This window comes from Tahibacter sp. (genome assembly GCF_032229445.1).
GTDB lineage: Bacteria > Pseudomonadota > Gammaproteobacteria > Xanthomonadales > Rhodanobacteraceae > Tahibacter.
The window spans coordinates 54,948-68,949 of the sequence record NZ_JAVTWC010000122.1; the positions used below are offsets into that span (position 1 = coordinate 54,948).

At 68.9% G+C, this 14,002-nt stretch carries 13 protein-coding genes; 9 read left to right on the forward strand and 4 right to left on the reverse strand.

Annotated features, from left to right (window positions below):
• Nucleotides 1-62: 62 nt before the first annotated feature.
• Complete coding sequence (locus RUU78_RS22705; RefSeq protein WP_313920041.1) at nucleotides 63-923, reverse strand: SDR family oxidoreductase; 861 nt, start codon at nucleotides 921-923, stop codon at nucleotides 63-65.
• On the reverse strand, nucleotides 920-1,459 hold the full coding sequence (xrtH, locus tag RUU78_RS22710; RefSeq protein ID WP_313920042.1) for an exosortase H: 540 nt from the start codon (nucleotides 1,457-1,459) through the stop codon (nucleotides 920-922). The genes RUU78_RS22705 and xrtH overlap by 4 nt, the downstream gene beginning before the upstream one ends.
• 212 nt (nucleotides 1,460-1,671) lie before the next feature.
• Here xrtH and aroK point away from each other — a divergent pair, with 212 nt between their 5' ends.
• From aroK to hemE, 5 genes are all read left to right on the forward strand, one after another.
• Nucleotides 1,672-2,220: a shikimate kinase AroK gene (gene aroK / locus RUU78_RS22715; protein ID WP_313920043.1), complete on the forward strand. Its 549-nt coding sequence runs from the start codon at nucleotides 1,672-1,674 to the stop codon at nucleotides 2,218-2,220.
• Nucleotides 2,187-3,299, forward strand: coding sequence for a 3-dehydroquinate synthase (gene aroB, locus RUU78_RS22720; protein WP_313920044.1), 1,113 nt, complete (start codon nucleotides 2,187-2,189; stop codon nucleotides 3,297-3,299). Before aroK ends, aroB begins: the two co-directional genes overlap by 34 nt.
• Nucleotides 3,300-3,343: 44 nt before the next feature.
• Entirely contained in the window at nucleotides 3,344-3,604 is a 261-nt protein-coding gene (locus RUU78_RS22725) for a WGR domain-containing protein (protein ID WP_313920045.1), read from the forward strand.
• Complete coding sequence (locus tag RUU78_RS22730) at nucleotides 3,594-4,808, forward strand: SPOR domain-containing protein (RefSeq protein WP_313920046.1); 1,215 nt, start codon at nucleotides 3,594-3,596, stop codon at nucleotides 4,806-4,808. Before RUU78_RS22725 ends, RUU78_RS22730 begins: the two co-directional genes overlap by 11 nt.
• 90 nt (nucleotides 4,809-4,898) lie before the next feature.
• Entirely contained in the window at nucleotides 4,899-5,945 is a 1,047-nt protein-coding gene (gene hemE, locus RUU78_RS22735; protein ID WP_313920047.1) for a uroporphyrinogen decarboxylase, read from the forward strand.
• 66 nt (nucleotides 5,946-6,011) lie between these two features.
• Here the strand turns inward: hemE and RUU78_RS22740 are convergent, their stop codons facing one another.
• Nucleotides 6,012-6,464, reverse strand: coding sequence for a nuclear transport factor 2 family protein (locus RUU78_RS22740; protein ID WP_313920048.1), 453 nt, complete (start codon nucleotides 6,462-6,464; stop codon nucleotides 6,012-6,014).
• Between the two features lie 139 nt (nucleotides 6,465-6,603).
• Nucleotides 6,604-10,170: a two-component regulator propeller domain-containing protein gene (locus tag RUU78_RS22745; RefSeq protein ID WP_313920049.1), complete on the reverse strand. Its 3,567-nt coding sequence runs from the start codon at nucleotides 10,168-10,170 to the stop codon at nucleotides 6,604-6,606.
• Between the two features lie 268 nt (nucleotides 10,171-10,438).
• Here RUU78_RS22745 and RUU78_RS22750 point away from each other — a divergent pair, with 268 nt between their 5' ends.
• From RUU78_RS22750 to RUU78_RS22765, 4 genes are all read left to right on the forward strand, one after another.
• Nucleotides 10,439-11,917: an Era-like GTP-binding protein gene (locus RUU78_RS22750; protein ID WP_313920050.1), complete on the forward strand. Its 1,479-nt coding sequence runs from the start codon at nucleotides 10,439-10,441 to the stop codon at nucleotides 11,915-11,917.
• Between the two features lie 255 nt (nucleotides 11,918-12,172).
• Nucleotides 12,173-12,811 carry a YceI family protein gene (locus RUU78_RS22755; protein ID WP_313920051.1) on the forward strand — a complete coding sequence of 213 codons (639 nt, stop codon included), beginning with the start codon at nucleotides 12,173-12,175 and terminating at the stop codon, nucleotides 12,809-12,811.
• On the forward strand, nucleotides 12,795-13,460 hold the full coding sequence (locus RUU78_RS22760) for a cytochrome b (RefSeq protein WP_313920052.1): 666 nt from the start codon (nucleotides 12,795-12,797) through the stop codon (nucleotides 13,458-13,460). Before RUU78_RS22755 ends, RUU78_RS22760 begins: the two co-directional genes overlap by 17 nt.
• Nucleotides 13,457-13,993: a YceI family protein gene (locus RUU78_RS22765; protein ID WP_313920053.1), complete on the forward strand. Its 537-nt coding sequence runs from the start codon at nucleotides 13,457-13,459 to the stop codon at nucleotides 13,991-13,993. Before RUU78_RS22760 ends, RUU78_RS22765 begins: the two co-directional genes overlap by 4 nt.
• Nucleotides 13,994-14,002: the final 9 nt, after the last annotated feature.

The following is a 14,002-nucleotide window of genomic DNA, read 5'->3' on the forward strand; positions in this document are numbered from 1 at the left end:
CGCCGCGGTCATGATTTGCGCAATGCAGCATTGGGTTTCGGCAGCCATCGCCACCATCGCATTCAGATGGGCGAAGCCGGAAGCTCCCTCAGCAGCGGGGCGTAGCCGGCGCGGAAATCCGGGAAGCGCAGCGTGTAGCCGGACGCACGTAGACGGCCGTTGCGCAGCCGCTTGTTGCCAACGGCTCGCTCGCCGGCGGTCTTTTCTGGCGCAGGCGGCGGCACGCCGAGCTGCCGCGCGATCCATTCCTGCACTTCGGCCACGGGCGCCGGGTGATCGTCGCTGATCACATAGCACGCTGCCGGCTCCGGCAGCACGAGCAGATGCACCAGCGCGCCGGCTACATCCTCCACATGAATACGATTGGAAAATTCGGACGCGCCCGCCGGCCGGCGCGCATTGCCGTTGGCGATCTGCGCGACGAGGCGGGTGCGGCCAGGACCGTAGATGCCGGAACAGCGCGCGACCGTCGCCTGGGTCATGTCCGCCAGACGCTGCTCAGCCTGCAGCAACAGCCGGCCGTTGAAAGCGAGCGGCCGGCACGGGCTGTCTTCGTCGACCCAGGCGCCGCCGTGCTCGCCATAGACCGCACTGGAGGACACGAACAGCAGCCGGTTGATCCGGACACGGCGTTGTAGCGCATCGACGAGGTGGGTCAGGCCGTCGAGGAAAAGGCCGCGGTAGGCCGCCTCGTCGCGCTGTCCCGGCGCAGGCAGGAACACGATGTCGGCGATATCTTCCGGCAGGTTGCGCAAGGAAGCCGGATCGGCGAGATCGGCCTGTAGCGGTAGCAGCGGCGACGGCAACGCGGCGGTACTGCGGCGCAGGCCGTAGACCCGGCGCCCGGCCGCCGCCAGTTGCAGGCCGGTGCGGATGCCGACGTCGCCGCAACCGGCCAGCAGCACGGCACCAGCGGGATTCACGCGGGAGCCTGTGCGGCCGAGGGTTCGTCGGGCGGCGGCGACTGATCCGGCGCCCCTGGCGGACGCGGCAGGTAACGCAGCCATAGCAGGAACATGATCAGCGCGTCGAGCACGATCAGGGCCTGCCAGATATAGCTGTGGAACCACTCGAACCAGACCGAGTTCCACTGGTGCAGATAGTAAAGGCTGATGATGCGCACGAGGTTGAGGCTCTGGATCGCGAGCGTGCCGAGCACGATACCGACCAGCTTGTGCGACCAGCGCGACGGGAACGCGATCATGGCCGAGACCAGGATGATGACCGCCTCGATGCCGTTGCAGACGCGCTCGATGGAAACCGCGAGCCCCGTACCGATGCTGATGATGACCTTGCCCTGCGAGATCGCATCGCCACCGAACAGCGCGATGAGCTTGGCCGAAATCGTCGCCAGCAAGGCGTTGAACGGGTCGATCACGTGCACTTCGACCACGGTGAGCACGTCGAGCGTGAACAGCACCAGCAATGAGGTTACGAAGATCGCGAGAAATCGGAGCATGGCGGGAGCGGCGCGCGGAGAGGTCGTTAGCTTAAAGCAGAAACCGTGGGAAGTAGGTGGAAAGCAGCGGCGTTGAGGAAAACAGGGTAAAGAAGTGAGAAAAGAGCAGGCGCAATGCAAGCCCGGCACCTACTCATTTCTCACTTCCCGCCCCTCTTTGCTGCTGCCATATGCGCTGAGCGCCCCAGAATCCGCGTGCTAGCATCGGACGCATGAATCCCGCACCCAACCTGTTCCTGATCGGCCCGATGGGTGCCGGCAAGACGACCATAGGCAAGCGCGTCGCCGATCAGCTGCAGCTGCCGTTCCACGACCTCGATCACGTCATCGAAGCGCATACGGGCGCGACCATTCCGCTGATCTTCGAACTTGAAGGCGAAGCGGGATTCCGCCGCCGCGAATGCGCGTCGCTGGCGGAGATGACGGCACTGCGGGGCATCGTCCTCGCGACCGGCGGTGGCGCGGTGCTCGATGCGCACAATCGCGAACTGCTCGCCACGCGCGGATTCATCGTCTATCTCGAAACTGCCGTCGACGTCCAGCTCGCGCGCCTCGCGCGCGACCGCAAGCGTCCGCTGCTCGCCGCTCCGGACCGGCACGAGCGCCTGGAACAGATGGCGGCCCTGCGCAACCCGCTCTATCGCAGCATCGCCGACATGACCATCGTCTCCGAACACGAACACGCCGGCCACGTTGCCGCCGACCTGTACCAGCGCCTGCAGCAGGAATGGCGCCGCACGTCCGCATCGGCTGCCGCATGAGCGCGGTGCGGCAGCTCGACGTCGCGCTGGGGCAGCGCAGCTATCCCATCTGGATCGGTGCCGGCGTGCTGCACGACGCGGCGCGCTGGCGCGCGGCGATCCGCGGCCGCCATGTGCTGGTCGTCAGCAATACGACTGTGGCGCCGCTGTATCTCGACACGGTGCTCGCCGGCCTCGACGGACTGCACAGCGCGCATCTGCTGCTACCCGACGGCGAACAGCACAAGTCGCTCGCGCGCTGCGGCGAAGTGCTCGAAGCGCTCGCGGCGCTGAAGGCCAATCGCGACGCCTGCGTGATCGCGCTCGGCGGGGGCGTCATCGGCGATCTCGCCGGCTTTGCCGCCGCGTGCTGGATGCGTGGCATCGATTTCCTGCAGGTACCGACGACGCTGCTGGCCCAGGTCGATTCTTCCGTCGGCGGCAAGACCGGCGTGAACCTGCCGGCGGGCAAGAATCTCGTCGGCGCGTTCCACCAGCCACGCGCCGTCGTCATCGATACCGACACGCTGAATACCTTGCCTGAGCGCGAATACGGCTCGGGCCTGGCGGAAGTGGTCAAGTACGGCGCGATCGGCGATGCGGCGTTCTTCGCCTGGCTGGAGGCGCATGCCGAGGCGCTGTCGGCGCGCGACGGCGCCGCGGTTGCCGAAGCGATCGCACGCAGCTGCCTGCACAAGGCCGGTGTGGTCGCGCGCGACGAGCGCGAGGACGGCGAGCGCGCACTGCTGAACTTCGGCCACACCTTCGGCCACGCGCTGGAAACGGCGTCAGGCTATGGCCAGCTGCTGCATGGTGAGGCCGTCGCGATCGGCATGCTGCTCGCGGCCCGCCTCTCGGCCGACCTGGGTCGCGCGCCGGCAGCGGATGCGGACCGCCTCGAACAGCTGTTGCGGCGCGTCGGCCTGCCGGTCGCGCTGCCGCCCGGCAGCGATGCCGAGGCGCTGCTGCCGCTGATGTACCTGGACAAGAAGAACCTCAGTGGCCAGTTGCGCCTGATTCTCTGGCGCGGCCTGGGAGCGGCGGAAATCGTGCCGGACGTGGCCGACCGCGCGATCCGTCACCGCCTGCGCGAGGGCTGAACCGCGCCGACACCGGCGCGCCTTACGCCGCTACAATCCCGCCCATGCGTATCTACATGCAAACCCAGCCGGCCGCTGCCGAATCGCCGCGCTACTACGAAATCGTCCTGCAACAGGATCTGCTCGGTGGCTGGACCCTGTATCGCGAATGGGGCCAGCAGGGCGGTCGCAGCAGCAGCAAGCGCGAGGTCTATCTCGAACGCGACGACGCCCTCAACGCGTTCGCCCAGGCGCGCGACGCCCAGGTCAAGCGCGGCTTCCGAGTCGTATTCAGTCAGGGCCTGGAGGCTCCGCATGTGCGCTGAACGCCCGCGCAGCACTGCTGTCCTGCTCGTACGGGGCATGCTCGTATGGGGCCCGCTCGTATTGGGCGTGTCTGGCCTGTGTGCGCTGAGCGCCGCGGCCGTGCACGCTGCGGAGCAGGTGTTCGAGCCCGGTACCAAGCACGTCTGCGTACCGGCCGCCAGCGGCGAGGGCTGGGACTGCAACTCCGGTGAAAACCCGCCGAGCGCACCAAAGGCTCCGCGCGAGCCGCGCTTGCGCAGTAGCAGCGAAGTCCCGGCCGAAATCATCGCGGAACCGGTGTCGACATCGCCGGCGGCGGCCGAGCCCGCGAGTGCCGCGGCTCCCGGTGAGCCGGCCGTTGCACCGGCGTCGGACAGTTCACCGGGGCGTCCGGCACAGACCGGCACCGCCAGCCGGTCGTCGCGCAACGTACCGAACTACCTGCTCGCGCCAGAGGCGCGCGAAACCGCACCCGGCACGCTGGCGCAGCCGGCGAGCGTTGCGACGGAAACGTCTCGCAATGCGGCCGCAGCGGACGCCGCACCTGCCGCAAAACCAGGACCGACGGCGCGCGAGACAGCGCAGAGCCGCCTGGCCGAGGCGGCCGACCGCGACACGATGTCCACCGAGGCATCGCCTGCACCCGCGGCCGTGGCCGAAGATTCGCCGCGCGCCACGGCACTGGCGCCGGCCTCTTCGGCGGTCGTCGCTGCACCGCCAACCGTCTCAGCACCATCGAGCGCCGATTCAACCGCGCGCACGGCCAGGTCGGCGTCCGCAACCATGACGACCGCCACCGCGACACCGGCGACTGCACCGATGCCTGCGACAACGAGCGCGCCGGCCGCACCTGCCCTGACGGCCGCAACTGCGACCGCGTCCGACTCCGCAGCCGCGGAATCACGCCCGGTTCCCACCTCGCGCACCCTGCTCGGCACCGCCGAGTTCCGCCGCCTCGCCGACAGCCGCTACGTGATCGAACTGGGCAGCGGCCGCAGCCGCGACGCGACGGAGCGCAGCGCCATCGCGAACGCACCTGTCGACGGCCCGATCCATGTGCTTGCGCTGCAGCGCGACGGCGAATCCTGGTACCTCGCCGTGTGGGGTGATTTCGACTCGGTCGACGCCGCGCGCCGCGCGCGGACCGAACTGCTGGCCAGCGGCGCCACCGGCGTTGGCTGGCCGCGCCGTGCGGGACCGCTGAAGCAGGAACTCGGACGCTGAGGTTCCGTCGCAGCCGAACGTGCCGCGTGCCAGCCGCCAATCCACCGAAAATCTGAAAAATCCCTTTCTATTCTTGTTCCAGGCCATCTCATGAGCAACGACCGTTTCCTGCGCGCACTGCGCTGCGAACCCGTGGACTGCACGCCCGTCTGGCTGATGCGCCAGGCCGGACGCTATCTGCCGGAATACCGTGCCACGCGCGCCCAGGCCGGCAGCTTCATGGCGCTGTGCACGAACCCGGAGCTGGCCTGCGAAGTCACGCTGCAGCCGCTGCGCCGCTTCCCGCTCGACGCGGCGATCCTGTTCTCCGACATCCTGACCATTCCCGACGCGATGGGTCTGGGCCTGCATTTCGCCGACGGCGAAGGCCCGAAGTTCCGTACGCCGGTACGTACTGCCGCCGACGTGGCGCGCATCGGTGTGCCCGATCCGGAGGGCGAGCTGCGCTATGTCATGGACGCGGTGCGCACGATACGGCGCGAGCTTGCCGGGAGCGTGCCGCTGATCGGTTTCGCCGGCAGCCCGTGGACGCTGGCCTGCTACATGATCCAGGGCGAAGGTTCGTCCAATTTCCCCTTGCCCAAGGCCATGTTGTGGAACGAGCCGGCGCTGATGCACCAGCTGCTCGACACGGTCGCGCGGTCGGTCGCCGTCTATCTCGCGGCGCAGGCCGCGGCCGGCGCGCAGGCGCTGATGGTGTTCGATACCTGGGGCGGCATGCTCGCGCCGGCGCAGTACCAGGAATTCTCGCTGCGCTACCTCACGCAGATCGCCGCCGCGCTGAAGACCGACGCGGCGACGCGCGACGTTCCGCTGATCCTGTTCTCCAAGGGCGCGAATGGACACCTTCCGGCCCTGGCCGCGACGGGCTGCGACGGCCTCGGCGTGGACTGGACCATCGACCTGTCCAGCGCGCGCGCGCTGGTCGGCGATCGCATTGCGCTGCAGGGCAATCTGGATCCAGCCGCGCTGCACGCCTCCCCCGAGGCGATACGGCGCGAAGTTGGCCGCGTGCTCGCGAGCCATGGGCCGGGACCGGGCCATATCTTCAACCTCGGCCACGGCATCACCCCCGATGTGAAACCGGACCACGTCGGTGCGCTCGTGGCTGCGGTGCACGAGTTGTCGCAGCGCTGAGGTTCTGCGAACACGCTGCGGTCCGCGTTGAACGGAACGCGGCGCTTTCAGCGCCGGCGCGATGGGCTAGGGCGCCACCGGCTCCCACAGCACGTTGATGATGCGCCATTCCCGGTCGTCGCCGCGCACCAGATGCAAGTAGTCGATCCAGCCATCCATGCGCAGCTTCACCGTAGCGACGTTGCCGAAGGCGTCGAGGATTTCCACGTCCGCACGCCGGGGCGCCTTGGCGTAGCGCTGCGCGTTCTCCGGCACGTTGCCGGCAAGCAGCGCTGCCTTGTCCAGTTCGCTCAGGCGTCGCTCGCGGCTGCCCTTGTCGCGCAGGTAGGCGCGCTTGGCGAGGCTGTCGTGCAGCGCGCGCGCCATGCGCTCGCGGTCCCCGCTGTACCAGCCCTCGGCATAGTCGGTCGCGGCAACCTGGATCGCAGCCTGGTCGGATTCGCCAAGCTCGATCTCGCCGGCGGACAGCACTGGCACGGCGCACAGCAGAAGGACAGCGGCGAAGAGTCGTCTGATCATTGTGGGTTTCCTGGCAGGGATGCGGTGACAACCGGGCGAGCGTAGAACGACGCGCGCGATGCGGGAACCGCGATCCGCAACATTGATGCGACGCTGCGCCCGAACGTTCCAGCGGCGCGCCGTGGCGATGCGCAGACGCTCACGGTGCCGGCGCACCCGCGCTGGCGTCGCCGAACTCCTTGGCGAGCGTCGCGCGCGTGACCGGCTTGCGCAGGAATGCGTCCATGCCTGCTTCGCGCGCCTCGCGTTCGGCCTCAGCGTCGCTGCGCGCGGTCAACGCGATCAGGCGCAGCGGCGGCAGCGTGCCGTCCACTTCCTGCGCGCGCAGCAGGCGCGCGAGCTGCGGGCCACTGACGTCGGGCAGATCCAGATCGAGCAGCACGCGCTGTGGCCGCCGCGTAGCGATTTCGGCCAGCGCAGCCAGCGCCTGTGAGGCATGCCGTACGGTGTGGCCGAGGGACTGCAGCAGTTCGCCGACCACACGCGCGATGTTCGCCTCGTCCTCGACGAACAGGATGTCGAGCGGCGGCGCGGCAAGGTCCACAGCCGGATCGACCGCGACGGGCTGCGCCGCCGGCAGATGCAGTCGCAACGTGAATACACTGCCGCGCCCCGGCGCGCTTTCCACGCTGATCTCGCCGCCCATGAGCTGGGCCAGTTCCTGCGAGATCGCCAGACCCAGGCCGCTGCCGCCGGCGCGGCGGCCGGCCTCGTCCTGGCTGTAGCTCTGGAACAGGCGTGCCTGCATGGCCGCGTCGATGCCCGGGCCGGTGTCGCGGACGCGGAAGCATTGGTCGCCCGCGTCGGCGGCGGCCAGTTCCAGCGTCACGCCGCCCACGTCGGTGAACTTTACCGCGTTGTTCACAAGGTTGAGAAGGATCTGGCGCAGGCGCTGCGCGTCGCCGCACACGGTGGTAGGCGTCCGCACCGGCAGGCGCACGATAAACCCTATGCCCTTTCGCGCCGCCAGCGCGTGGCCGACGTCGGCGACGTCGCGCAATACGGACTGCGGATCGAAGACGTCCTGTTCCAGCTGGAGGCGGCCGGCTTCCACGCGGGCGAGATCGAGCGCGTCGTTGACGAGGTGCAGCATGTGCTCGCCGGACGTGCGGATCCCGCTCACGTAACTGAGCTGGCGCGGTTCCAGTGGTGTGCGCTCCAGCAGTTCCGCCATGCCGAGCAGGCCGGTCATGGGCGTACGGATCTCGTGCCCCATGTGGGTGAGGAACTGCGACTTGGCCAAGCTGGCCTGCTCCGCCAGCTCACGCCGCTGCGAGGCCAGCGCCAGCGCGTGCGCGCGCGCAATGCGGCCGCGCCAGATGCGCGCCGCGAAAGCGACCAGCGCGGCGAGCAGCAGCAGGTACGACGCGTAGGCCCAGGGCCGCGCCCACGGTGGCGCCTGCACGCTGACGCGCAGCGGCGTCATCAGCTCGACGATGTCGTCCAGACCCGTATGCGCGCGCACATGCAGCTGGTAGTCGCCGGGGCGCAGCTGGGCAAGTTCGCGCTGCCCGATATCGCTGCCCGGACTCCAGCCAGTATCCAGCCCCTGCAGCAGGAAGTCGTAGCGGTTGCCCGCGACGAACGACAGGGCGCGCGCGTCGACGCGCAGATCGCGGTCGTTCCAGGCGAGCAGCGCGGGCTGCGCCGGATCGAACACGTGCTCCTGCGCGCCGCGGCGCACGCGCACGCCGGTCAGTAGCAGCGGCGCCGGGGGCAGGCGCAGGTCGGCGGCCTGGGTATCGAAGGCGACGAGGCCACCCGTCGTCGCCGCGAGCGCGATGCCGTCGCCGCGCAAGGCCAGGCTGCGGTCGATGAACTCCGAATCGATAAGGCTCACGGCCGCGCCGTAGCGGCGGATCGAGTCGTTGCGCGTGTCGACGCGATACAGACCACGCGGCGTGCTGATCCAGAGCCGCTGCGCCGCATCCAGCTCCATCGCGCTGGCATCGAGCGCGGGCCAGCCGGCCGCGGTGTCGATCTGCCGGACGCGCTCGAAGCGCGGGCCATTCGCGACATAGTGTTCGAGCGCGCCGAAACGGTGCAGCCAGACGCTGCCGTCGGCCGCGAACGCGAACGCATGGATGCGGGTTTCGGGCAATCCGTCGATCGCATCGAAGTGCCGGCCGTCACGTGCGAGCCGGTCGATGCCGTGCACGTGCGCGGCCCACAGCGCGCCGTCCGGCGCGATGCGCATCTGCTCCACGTCCGCGTTGCGCAGACCGCTGGCCTGCGGCAGGAAGCGCGTGACCTGCAACGTATCCGCGTCGATGCGCGCGATGCCGGCGCCGCGCGCGCTGACCCAGACGGCGTCGTCTTGCGCCAGCATCAGGTCGATGGGTCCGGCCGGTAGCGTGTCGTCGCGCGCGGCATCGGCGGCGATCTCCTGCGCCGTGCCGGCAGCCAGGTCGGCCACGCGCACGCCGCGATGCTGCCCCAGCCAGAGGCGGCCTCGCTCGTCTTCGAGCACGGCGCGTCGGCGCAACTCGGTTCCGCCGACTCGCTCGCCCCAGCGCTCCACCGCGCCGCGGTGGAGGTCAATGCGGTCGACGCCGCCGGCCATGTTCACCGACCACGCCGTGCCGTCGCGGCCGTGGCTGATGCCCTGGATGCGTCCGGGCGACAGACTGTGCGTGTCGCCAGGCTGCTCGCGCCATTGCGAGAACAGGCGCCAGGTCGGCGGCAGATACGCCACACCGCCGTCGATCGCCGCAAACCAGACACCACCCTCGCGATCGGTCAGCAGGTCGAAGATGGCTTCACCCGGCAGGCCGCCGGGCACGCGCGGCTGGGCCCGGTAGACCGTTTCGAAATGGTCGGCGTCGTGGCGCACGGCGCCCAGGCGCGTGGCCAGCCACAGTTCACCCTGCGCGTCGCGCACACTCGCGTAGAGCATGCGCGGGGCGGCGTTCGGATCCAGTCGCTCGACGCGCCCGCCCGCATCGATGCGGTACAGGCCGGCCGATGTCGTCGCAAGCACACCGTCGCCGTCGGCGCACAGCGCCAGCACCTGGGGAGGTTCAGCGCCCGGACGCAGGCTCACCGCGTCGACCTTTCCGTCCGGCGCACGGCGTGCCAGTCCCTTGTGAGTGCCGATCCAGAGACTGCCGTCGGCCGCGCCGTGGAGGCTGAGCACAATGTCCGACGGCAGACCCGATCCGTCGGCGACGCGATGATGGTCGAAACCCGTGCCGTCGGCGCGCAGTCGGTCCAGGCCACCGGAATAGGTGCCGACCCAGATCGCCCCGGCGGCATCCTGGCTGACCGCCCAGACATCATCCGCGGCGAGGCTGCTCGCATCGTCCGGATCATGTCGATAGCGGCGGAAGCGCTGGCGGCCTTCGTCGAGCAGGTTCAGTCCGCTGCCTTCGCCGCCGGCCCAGACGCGATTGGCTCGATCGACGTACAACGCCGAAACCTCGTTGCCTGCAATCGACGTGTCGTCGCCGGGAATCGCGCGCCAGACACGGAAATCCACACCGTCATACCGCGCGAGGCCGTCGTGGGTGCCGATCCAGACGAAGCCGTCGCGATCCTCGGCCAGCTTGTAGACGATGGACGAAGGCAGGCCGTCGTCGACACCGAAGTGGCGGAACACCGGCGTCGCCGCCATGGGCGCGGCTTGCGCGCCCATACAGAAAAGCAACGACAGCGCGACCCGTGCGCCCACGCAGAACAGCAACGGCAGCCGCCAGCGCAATACCATGCTCGTCCCCCTGCGCAAGCCCGGGCGCGCCATCCGTGGGCGTGCGGAACGGGTCTCAAGATACGGGCGCGCGATTCGTCACGTCGCCAGGCCGGCGGCGGACTTCCCTTTGCGACGCGTCGAGCCGGGATCATGCCAGAACTGCGGCCGCACTGGCGCAAAGTGCACAAGTTGCGCCCCGCGCGGGCTGTCGTGAGATCCGGCCCGCTGCGCGCCGCCTGCACCGGTCCCTGCTGATTTCGGGGAATCCGTCGACTACCATCGACGCATGAATGCTCCGGATACGCGTCAACTGCGACTGCTGCTGGCGCTGGCGGTGGGACTCGCCGCGCTGGCACTGCTTTGGCTGCTGCTCGGCGCGACGCGCAGCGCGCTGGAGCTCTGGCGCGAGCTGGCCGGGCTGCCGCTGCTGCTGCGCATCGGACTCGTGGGCCTGCTGACCGGCTTCGCGGCCGCCAGCGCCTGGCTGGTGTGGCGGCTGGCGCATCCGCGCCCGCGCGTGCCGCGCTCCGTTCCTGTGCCCGATCGCGGCAATGTCGAGAAACGCATCCAGCAGCTGCAGTCGCGCCAGGCCGAGACCGCACGTTTCGAAGCCGAGCTGCACGAACTCGACCGCCGCGCGGCCAGCGGACAGCGCTATGTCGCGGTCTTCGGCGAAATCAGCGCCGGCAAGTCCAGCCTGGTCCGGGCCCTCGCGCCGCAGGCCCAGGTCGAGGTCGACGTGCTCGGCGGCACGACCACGCTGGTCAGCCATCATCGCGGTGAACTCGACGGCCAGGAACTGGTGCTGGCCGACGTGCCGGGCATGCAGGAAGTCGGCGCGAGCGAGCGCGAGGCGCTGGCCCGCGACGAAGCCTTGCGTGCGCACGCGGTGGTCTATGTCACCGCCGGCGATCTGACCCGCGCGCAGGACCAGGAACTGCGCTGGCTGCGCGGCTACGGCAAGCCACTGCTTCTGGCGCTGAACAAGATCGATCAGTTGGGCAACCTGCAGCGTGACGAACTGCTGACCGCCCTGCGCAAACGCTACGCCGGCGTGGCCGACCGCGTCGTCGCGGTGCAGGCCGGCGGCCGCGAGCAGTTCGTGCGACGTCTATCCGACGGCCGCGAGGAACAGGTCGCGCGCGAGGCAGTACCGCAGCTCGATGCGCTGCGTGGCGCCTTGCAGGAAAGCCTCGACGCCGGCACCGACGTGCTCGAGCAGGCGCGCGCCGGCGCCGTGCTCGGCCGCATCGGCGAACAGTTGGGTACGGCCGAACGCGAGGTGAGGGAACGCGAGTCGCGAGCCATCGTGGACCGGCATACGCGCCGCGCCATCGTCGGCGCGATGGCGGCCGTCGCGCCGGGCACGGACTTGCTGATCCAGGGGGCTCTTGCGACCTCGCTCGTGCGTGACCTGGCTGCGCTGCATCAGATCCCGGTCAAGCAGATCGACCTCGACGCCTTCCTGCGCCAGGCCGCACTGACCCTGCGTACGACGAGTTCGGTCGTGCTCGCGATCGCCGGCAACGCCGCCAAGGCGTTTCCCGGACTGGGCACGCTCGGCGGCGGCGTACTGCACGCGATCGCCTACGGCCTGATCTTCGACAGCCTGGGTCATGCGATCAGCAGGACCCTGATGGACCAGCACCGCTTCGATCAGGAACAGGCGCAGCAGACCTTGCAACGCCTGCTGGGCGAACAGGCGCGCGGCCGGCTTGCGCACGTGGCGCAGCTGGCCCTGAAGTCGCTGGGACGCGACTCCTGATGGGAATCTCGAAAAACCGCCGAACGGCGGTTCTTCGAGTCGGCGAGTCCGGCGCAGGTCCGGACTCGCCTCCGCCGATCAAGCGCTTACGCACCAGATCGCGGGCGGCGCGTGACCGCGCCGCGGGAATCTCGATGTTTTTCGAGGTTCCCGATAGCGCGTGGAAATCCCGGCGATTGTGATTTCGTCCGATCACAAACAATTCAGGAGTCCACGCTTCTGCGCGCTGCGCCAATCTGCCAAGCTAGGCTCGACATGCGCCGCCTTCGTCTCCTGCTGCTCCTGCTAGCCACCACTCCCGCGCTCGCGGAGCCGGATGCGTGGCGCATCGACCCGGTGCATACGCAGATTCTTTTCAGCATCGACCACCAGGGCTTCAACCAGAGCCTGGGACTGTTCAAGGTCAGCGCCGGCAGCCTGGCGTTCGACCCGGACGACTGGAGCGCGGCGCGCGTGGACATCCGCGTCGATGCGGCGTCCGTGGTGCTCGGCGACGCGAAGTGGGAAGAAACCGTGCGCTCGTGGCGCTTTCTCGACACCAAACGCTGGCCGCAGGCGCGCTATCGCAGCCGTTCGGTCGAGCAACTCGGCGCCAATCGCGGCATCGTCCGTGGCGATCTCGAATTGCACGGCCAGATCCGGCCGCTGGATATCGCGTTCCGCCTGAACAAGCTCGCCAGCGATCCCTATACGTTCAAGCGCACGGCCGGCTTCTCCGCGACCGCCACGCTCAAGCGCAGCGACTACGGCATGGACAAGGTGCTCAGCGCCGTCGGCGATGAGGTGCAGTTGCGCCTGGAAGCCGCCTTCGTACGCGATCGCGGCAATGCCAGGGAAATAAGCCCGGAAGCGGCAGCGGCAGCAACGGAGGACGGCGATGGCGTTGAAGAGTGAAGCGAACCGCTGGGGCGTCGGCGCACGCACCCTGCACTGGATCATGGCCGTGCTCATCATCGGCCTGGGCCTGGTCGGGCTGTACATGTCCGACCTGCCCAACTCGCCGCAAAAGATAAAGATATACGCACTGCACAAATCAGTCGGCCTGACCGTGCTGGCCCTGCTCCTGCTGCGGCTGGCCTGGCGCCTGGCCGACCGGCGTCCGGACGAACTGCCGATGCCACGCTGGCAGGCGCTGGCCGCCCGCGCGGTGCATGGCCTGCTGTACGTGCTGATGTTCGCGCTGCCGCTGTCGGGCTGGCTGTACAACTCCGCCTCGGGCTATCCGTTGCAATGGTTTTCGCTGTTCAACCTGCCGAGTCTGACCGGCGGCGCCGACCCGGCCCTCAAGGGCCTCGCCCACAACATCCACGTCTACGGTTTCTATGTGCTCGTGCTGGCGCTGCTTGCTCACGCCGGTGCAGCGCTCAAGCATCATTTCATCGACCGCGACGACACCCTCGTGCGCATGCTGCCGCTGTTGCGGCGGCGCCCGCACGTCCCCATGTCGCGCGAGCCCGCGCTGACGGCTGTCGGAACGCCGGCCCCACTCGACCGCGTGCCCGCACCGCCCGCCGACCCTTCCCCGGAGATTGCAAAGCCATGAAGCGCCTCGCACTGATCGCCCTGCTCGCCCTCGCCGGCAGCGTCCAGGCCAAGGACTGGACGGTGGACCCGTCCAGCACGCTCGGTTTTTCCGGCAGCTATCAGGGTGAGAAATTCAGCGGCAAGTTCCCCCGCTTCAACGCGAAGGTCACGCTCGACAAGGCCGATCTGGCCAACGCCAGGCTCGACGTCGAGATCGACGTGACCAGCGTCACGACCGGCAATGCCGACTACGACGGCGAGCTCAAGGGTTCTGCGTTTTTCGACTTTGCGAAATTTCCCAAGGCGCGCTTCGTCAGCACCACGGTCAAGGAAAGCGGCGGTGCCCTCGTCGCCGACGGCACCCTGACGATCCGCGACAAATCCAGACCCGTGCAGATCACGCTCGATTTCAAGCCCGCCGGCGCTACGGCGACGCTGGACGTGCAGGCCACGCTCAAACGGCTGGACTTCGATGTCGGCACCGGCGACTGGGCGGATACGAGCCTGATCGGCGGCGATATCGCCGTTACCTCGCACCTGGCGCTCAAGTAGACGCGTGGC

Bases quoted from the DNA above. Each gene is read 5' to 3' on its own strand.
- RUU78_RS22725 (WP_313920045.1), top strand. From the start codon at position 3,344: ATGCGTATCTACATGCAAACCCAGCCGGCCGCTGCCGAATCGCCGCGC.
- RUU78_RS22765 (WP_313920053.1), top strand. From the start codon at position 13,457: ATGAAGCGCCTCGCACTGATCGCCCTGCTCGCCCTCGCCGGCAGCGTC.
- xrtH (WP_313920042.1), bottom strand. From the start codon at position 1,459: ATGCTCCGATTTCTCGCGATCTTCGTAACCTCATTGCTGGTGCTGTTC.
- aroB (WP_313920044.1), top strand. From the start codon at position 2,187: ATGGCGCCGCACGTCCGCATCGGCTGCCGCATGAGCGCGGTGCGGCAG.
- RUU78_RS22740 (WP_313920048.1), bottom strand. From the start codon at position 6,464: ATGATCAGACGACTCTTCGCCGCTGTCCTTCTGCTGTGCGCCGTGCCA.
- RUU78_RS22745 (WP_313920049.1), bottom strand. From the start codon at position 10,170: ATGGTATTGCGCTGGCGGCTGCCGTTGCTGTTCTGCGTGGGCGCACGG.
- hemE (WP_313920047.1), top strand. From the start codon at position 4,899: ATGAGCAACGACCGTTTCCTGCGCGCACTGCGCTGCGAACCCGTGGAC.
- RUU78_RS22760 (WP_313920052.1), top strand. From the start codon at position 12,795: ATGGCGTTGAAGAGTGAAGCGAACCGCTGGGGCGTCGGCGCACGCACC.
- aroK (WP_313920043.1), top strand. From the start codon at position 1,672: ATGAATCCCGCACCCAACCTGTTCCTGATCGGCCCGATGGGTGCCGGC.
- RUU78_RS22730 (WP_313920046.1), top strand. From the start codon at position 3,594: ATGTGCGCTGAACGCCCGCGCAGCACTGCTGTCCTGCTCGTACGGGGC.
- RUU78_RS22755 (WP_313920051.1), top strand. From the start codon at position 12,173: ATGCGCCGCCTTCGTCTCCTGCTGCTCCTGCTAGCCACCACTCCCGCG.
- RUU78_RS22750 (WP_313920050.1), top strand. From the start codon at position 10,439: ATGAATGCTCCGGATACGCGTCAACTGCGACTGCTGCTGGCGCTGGCG.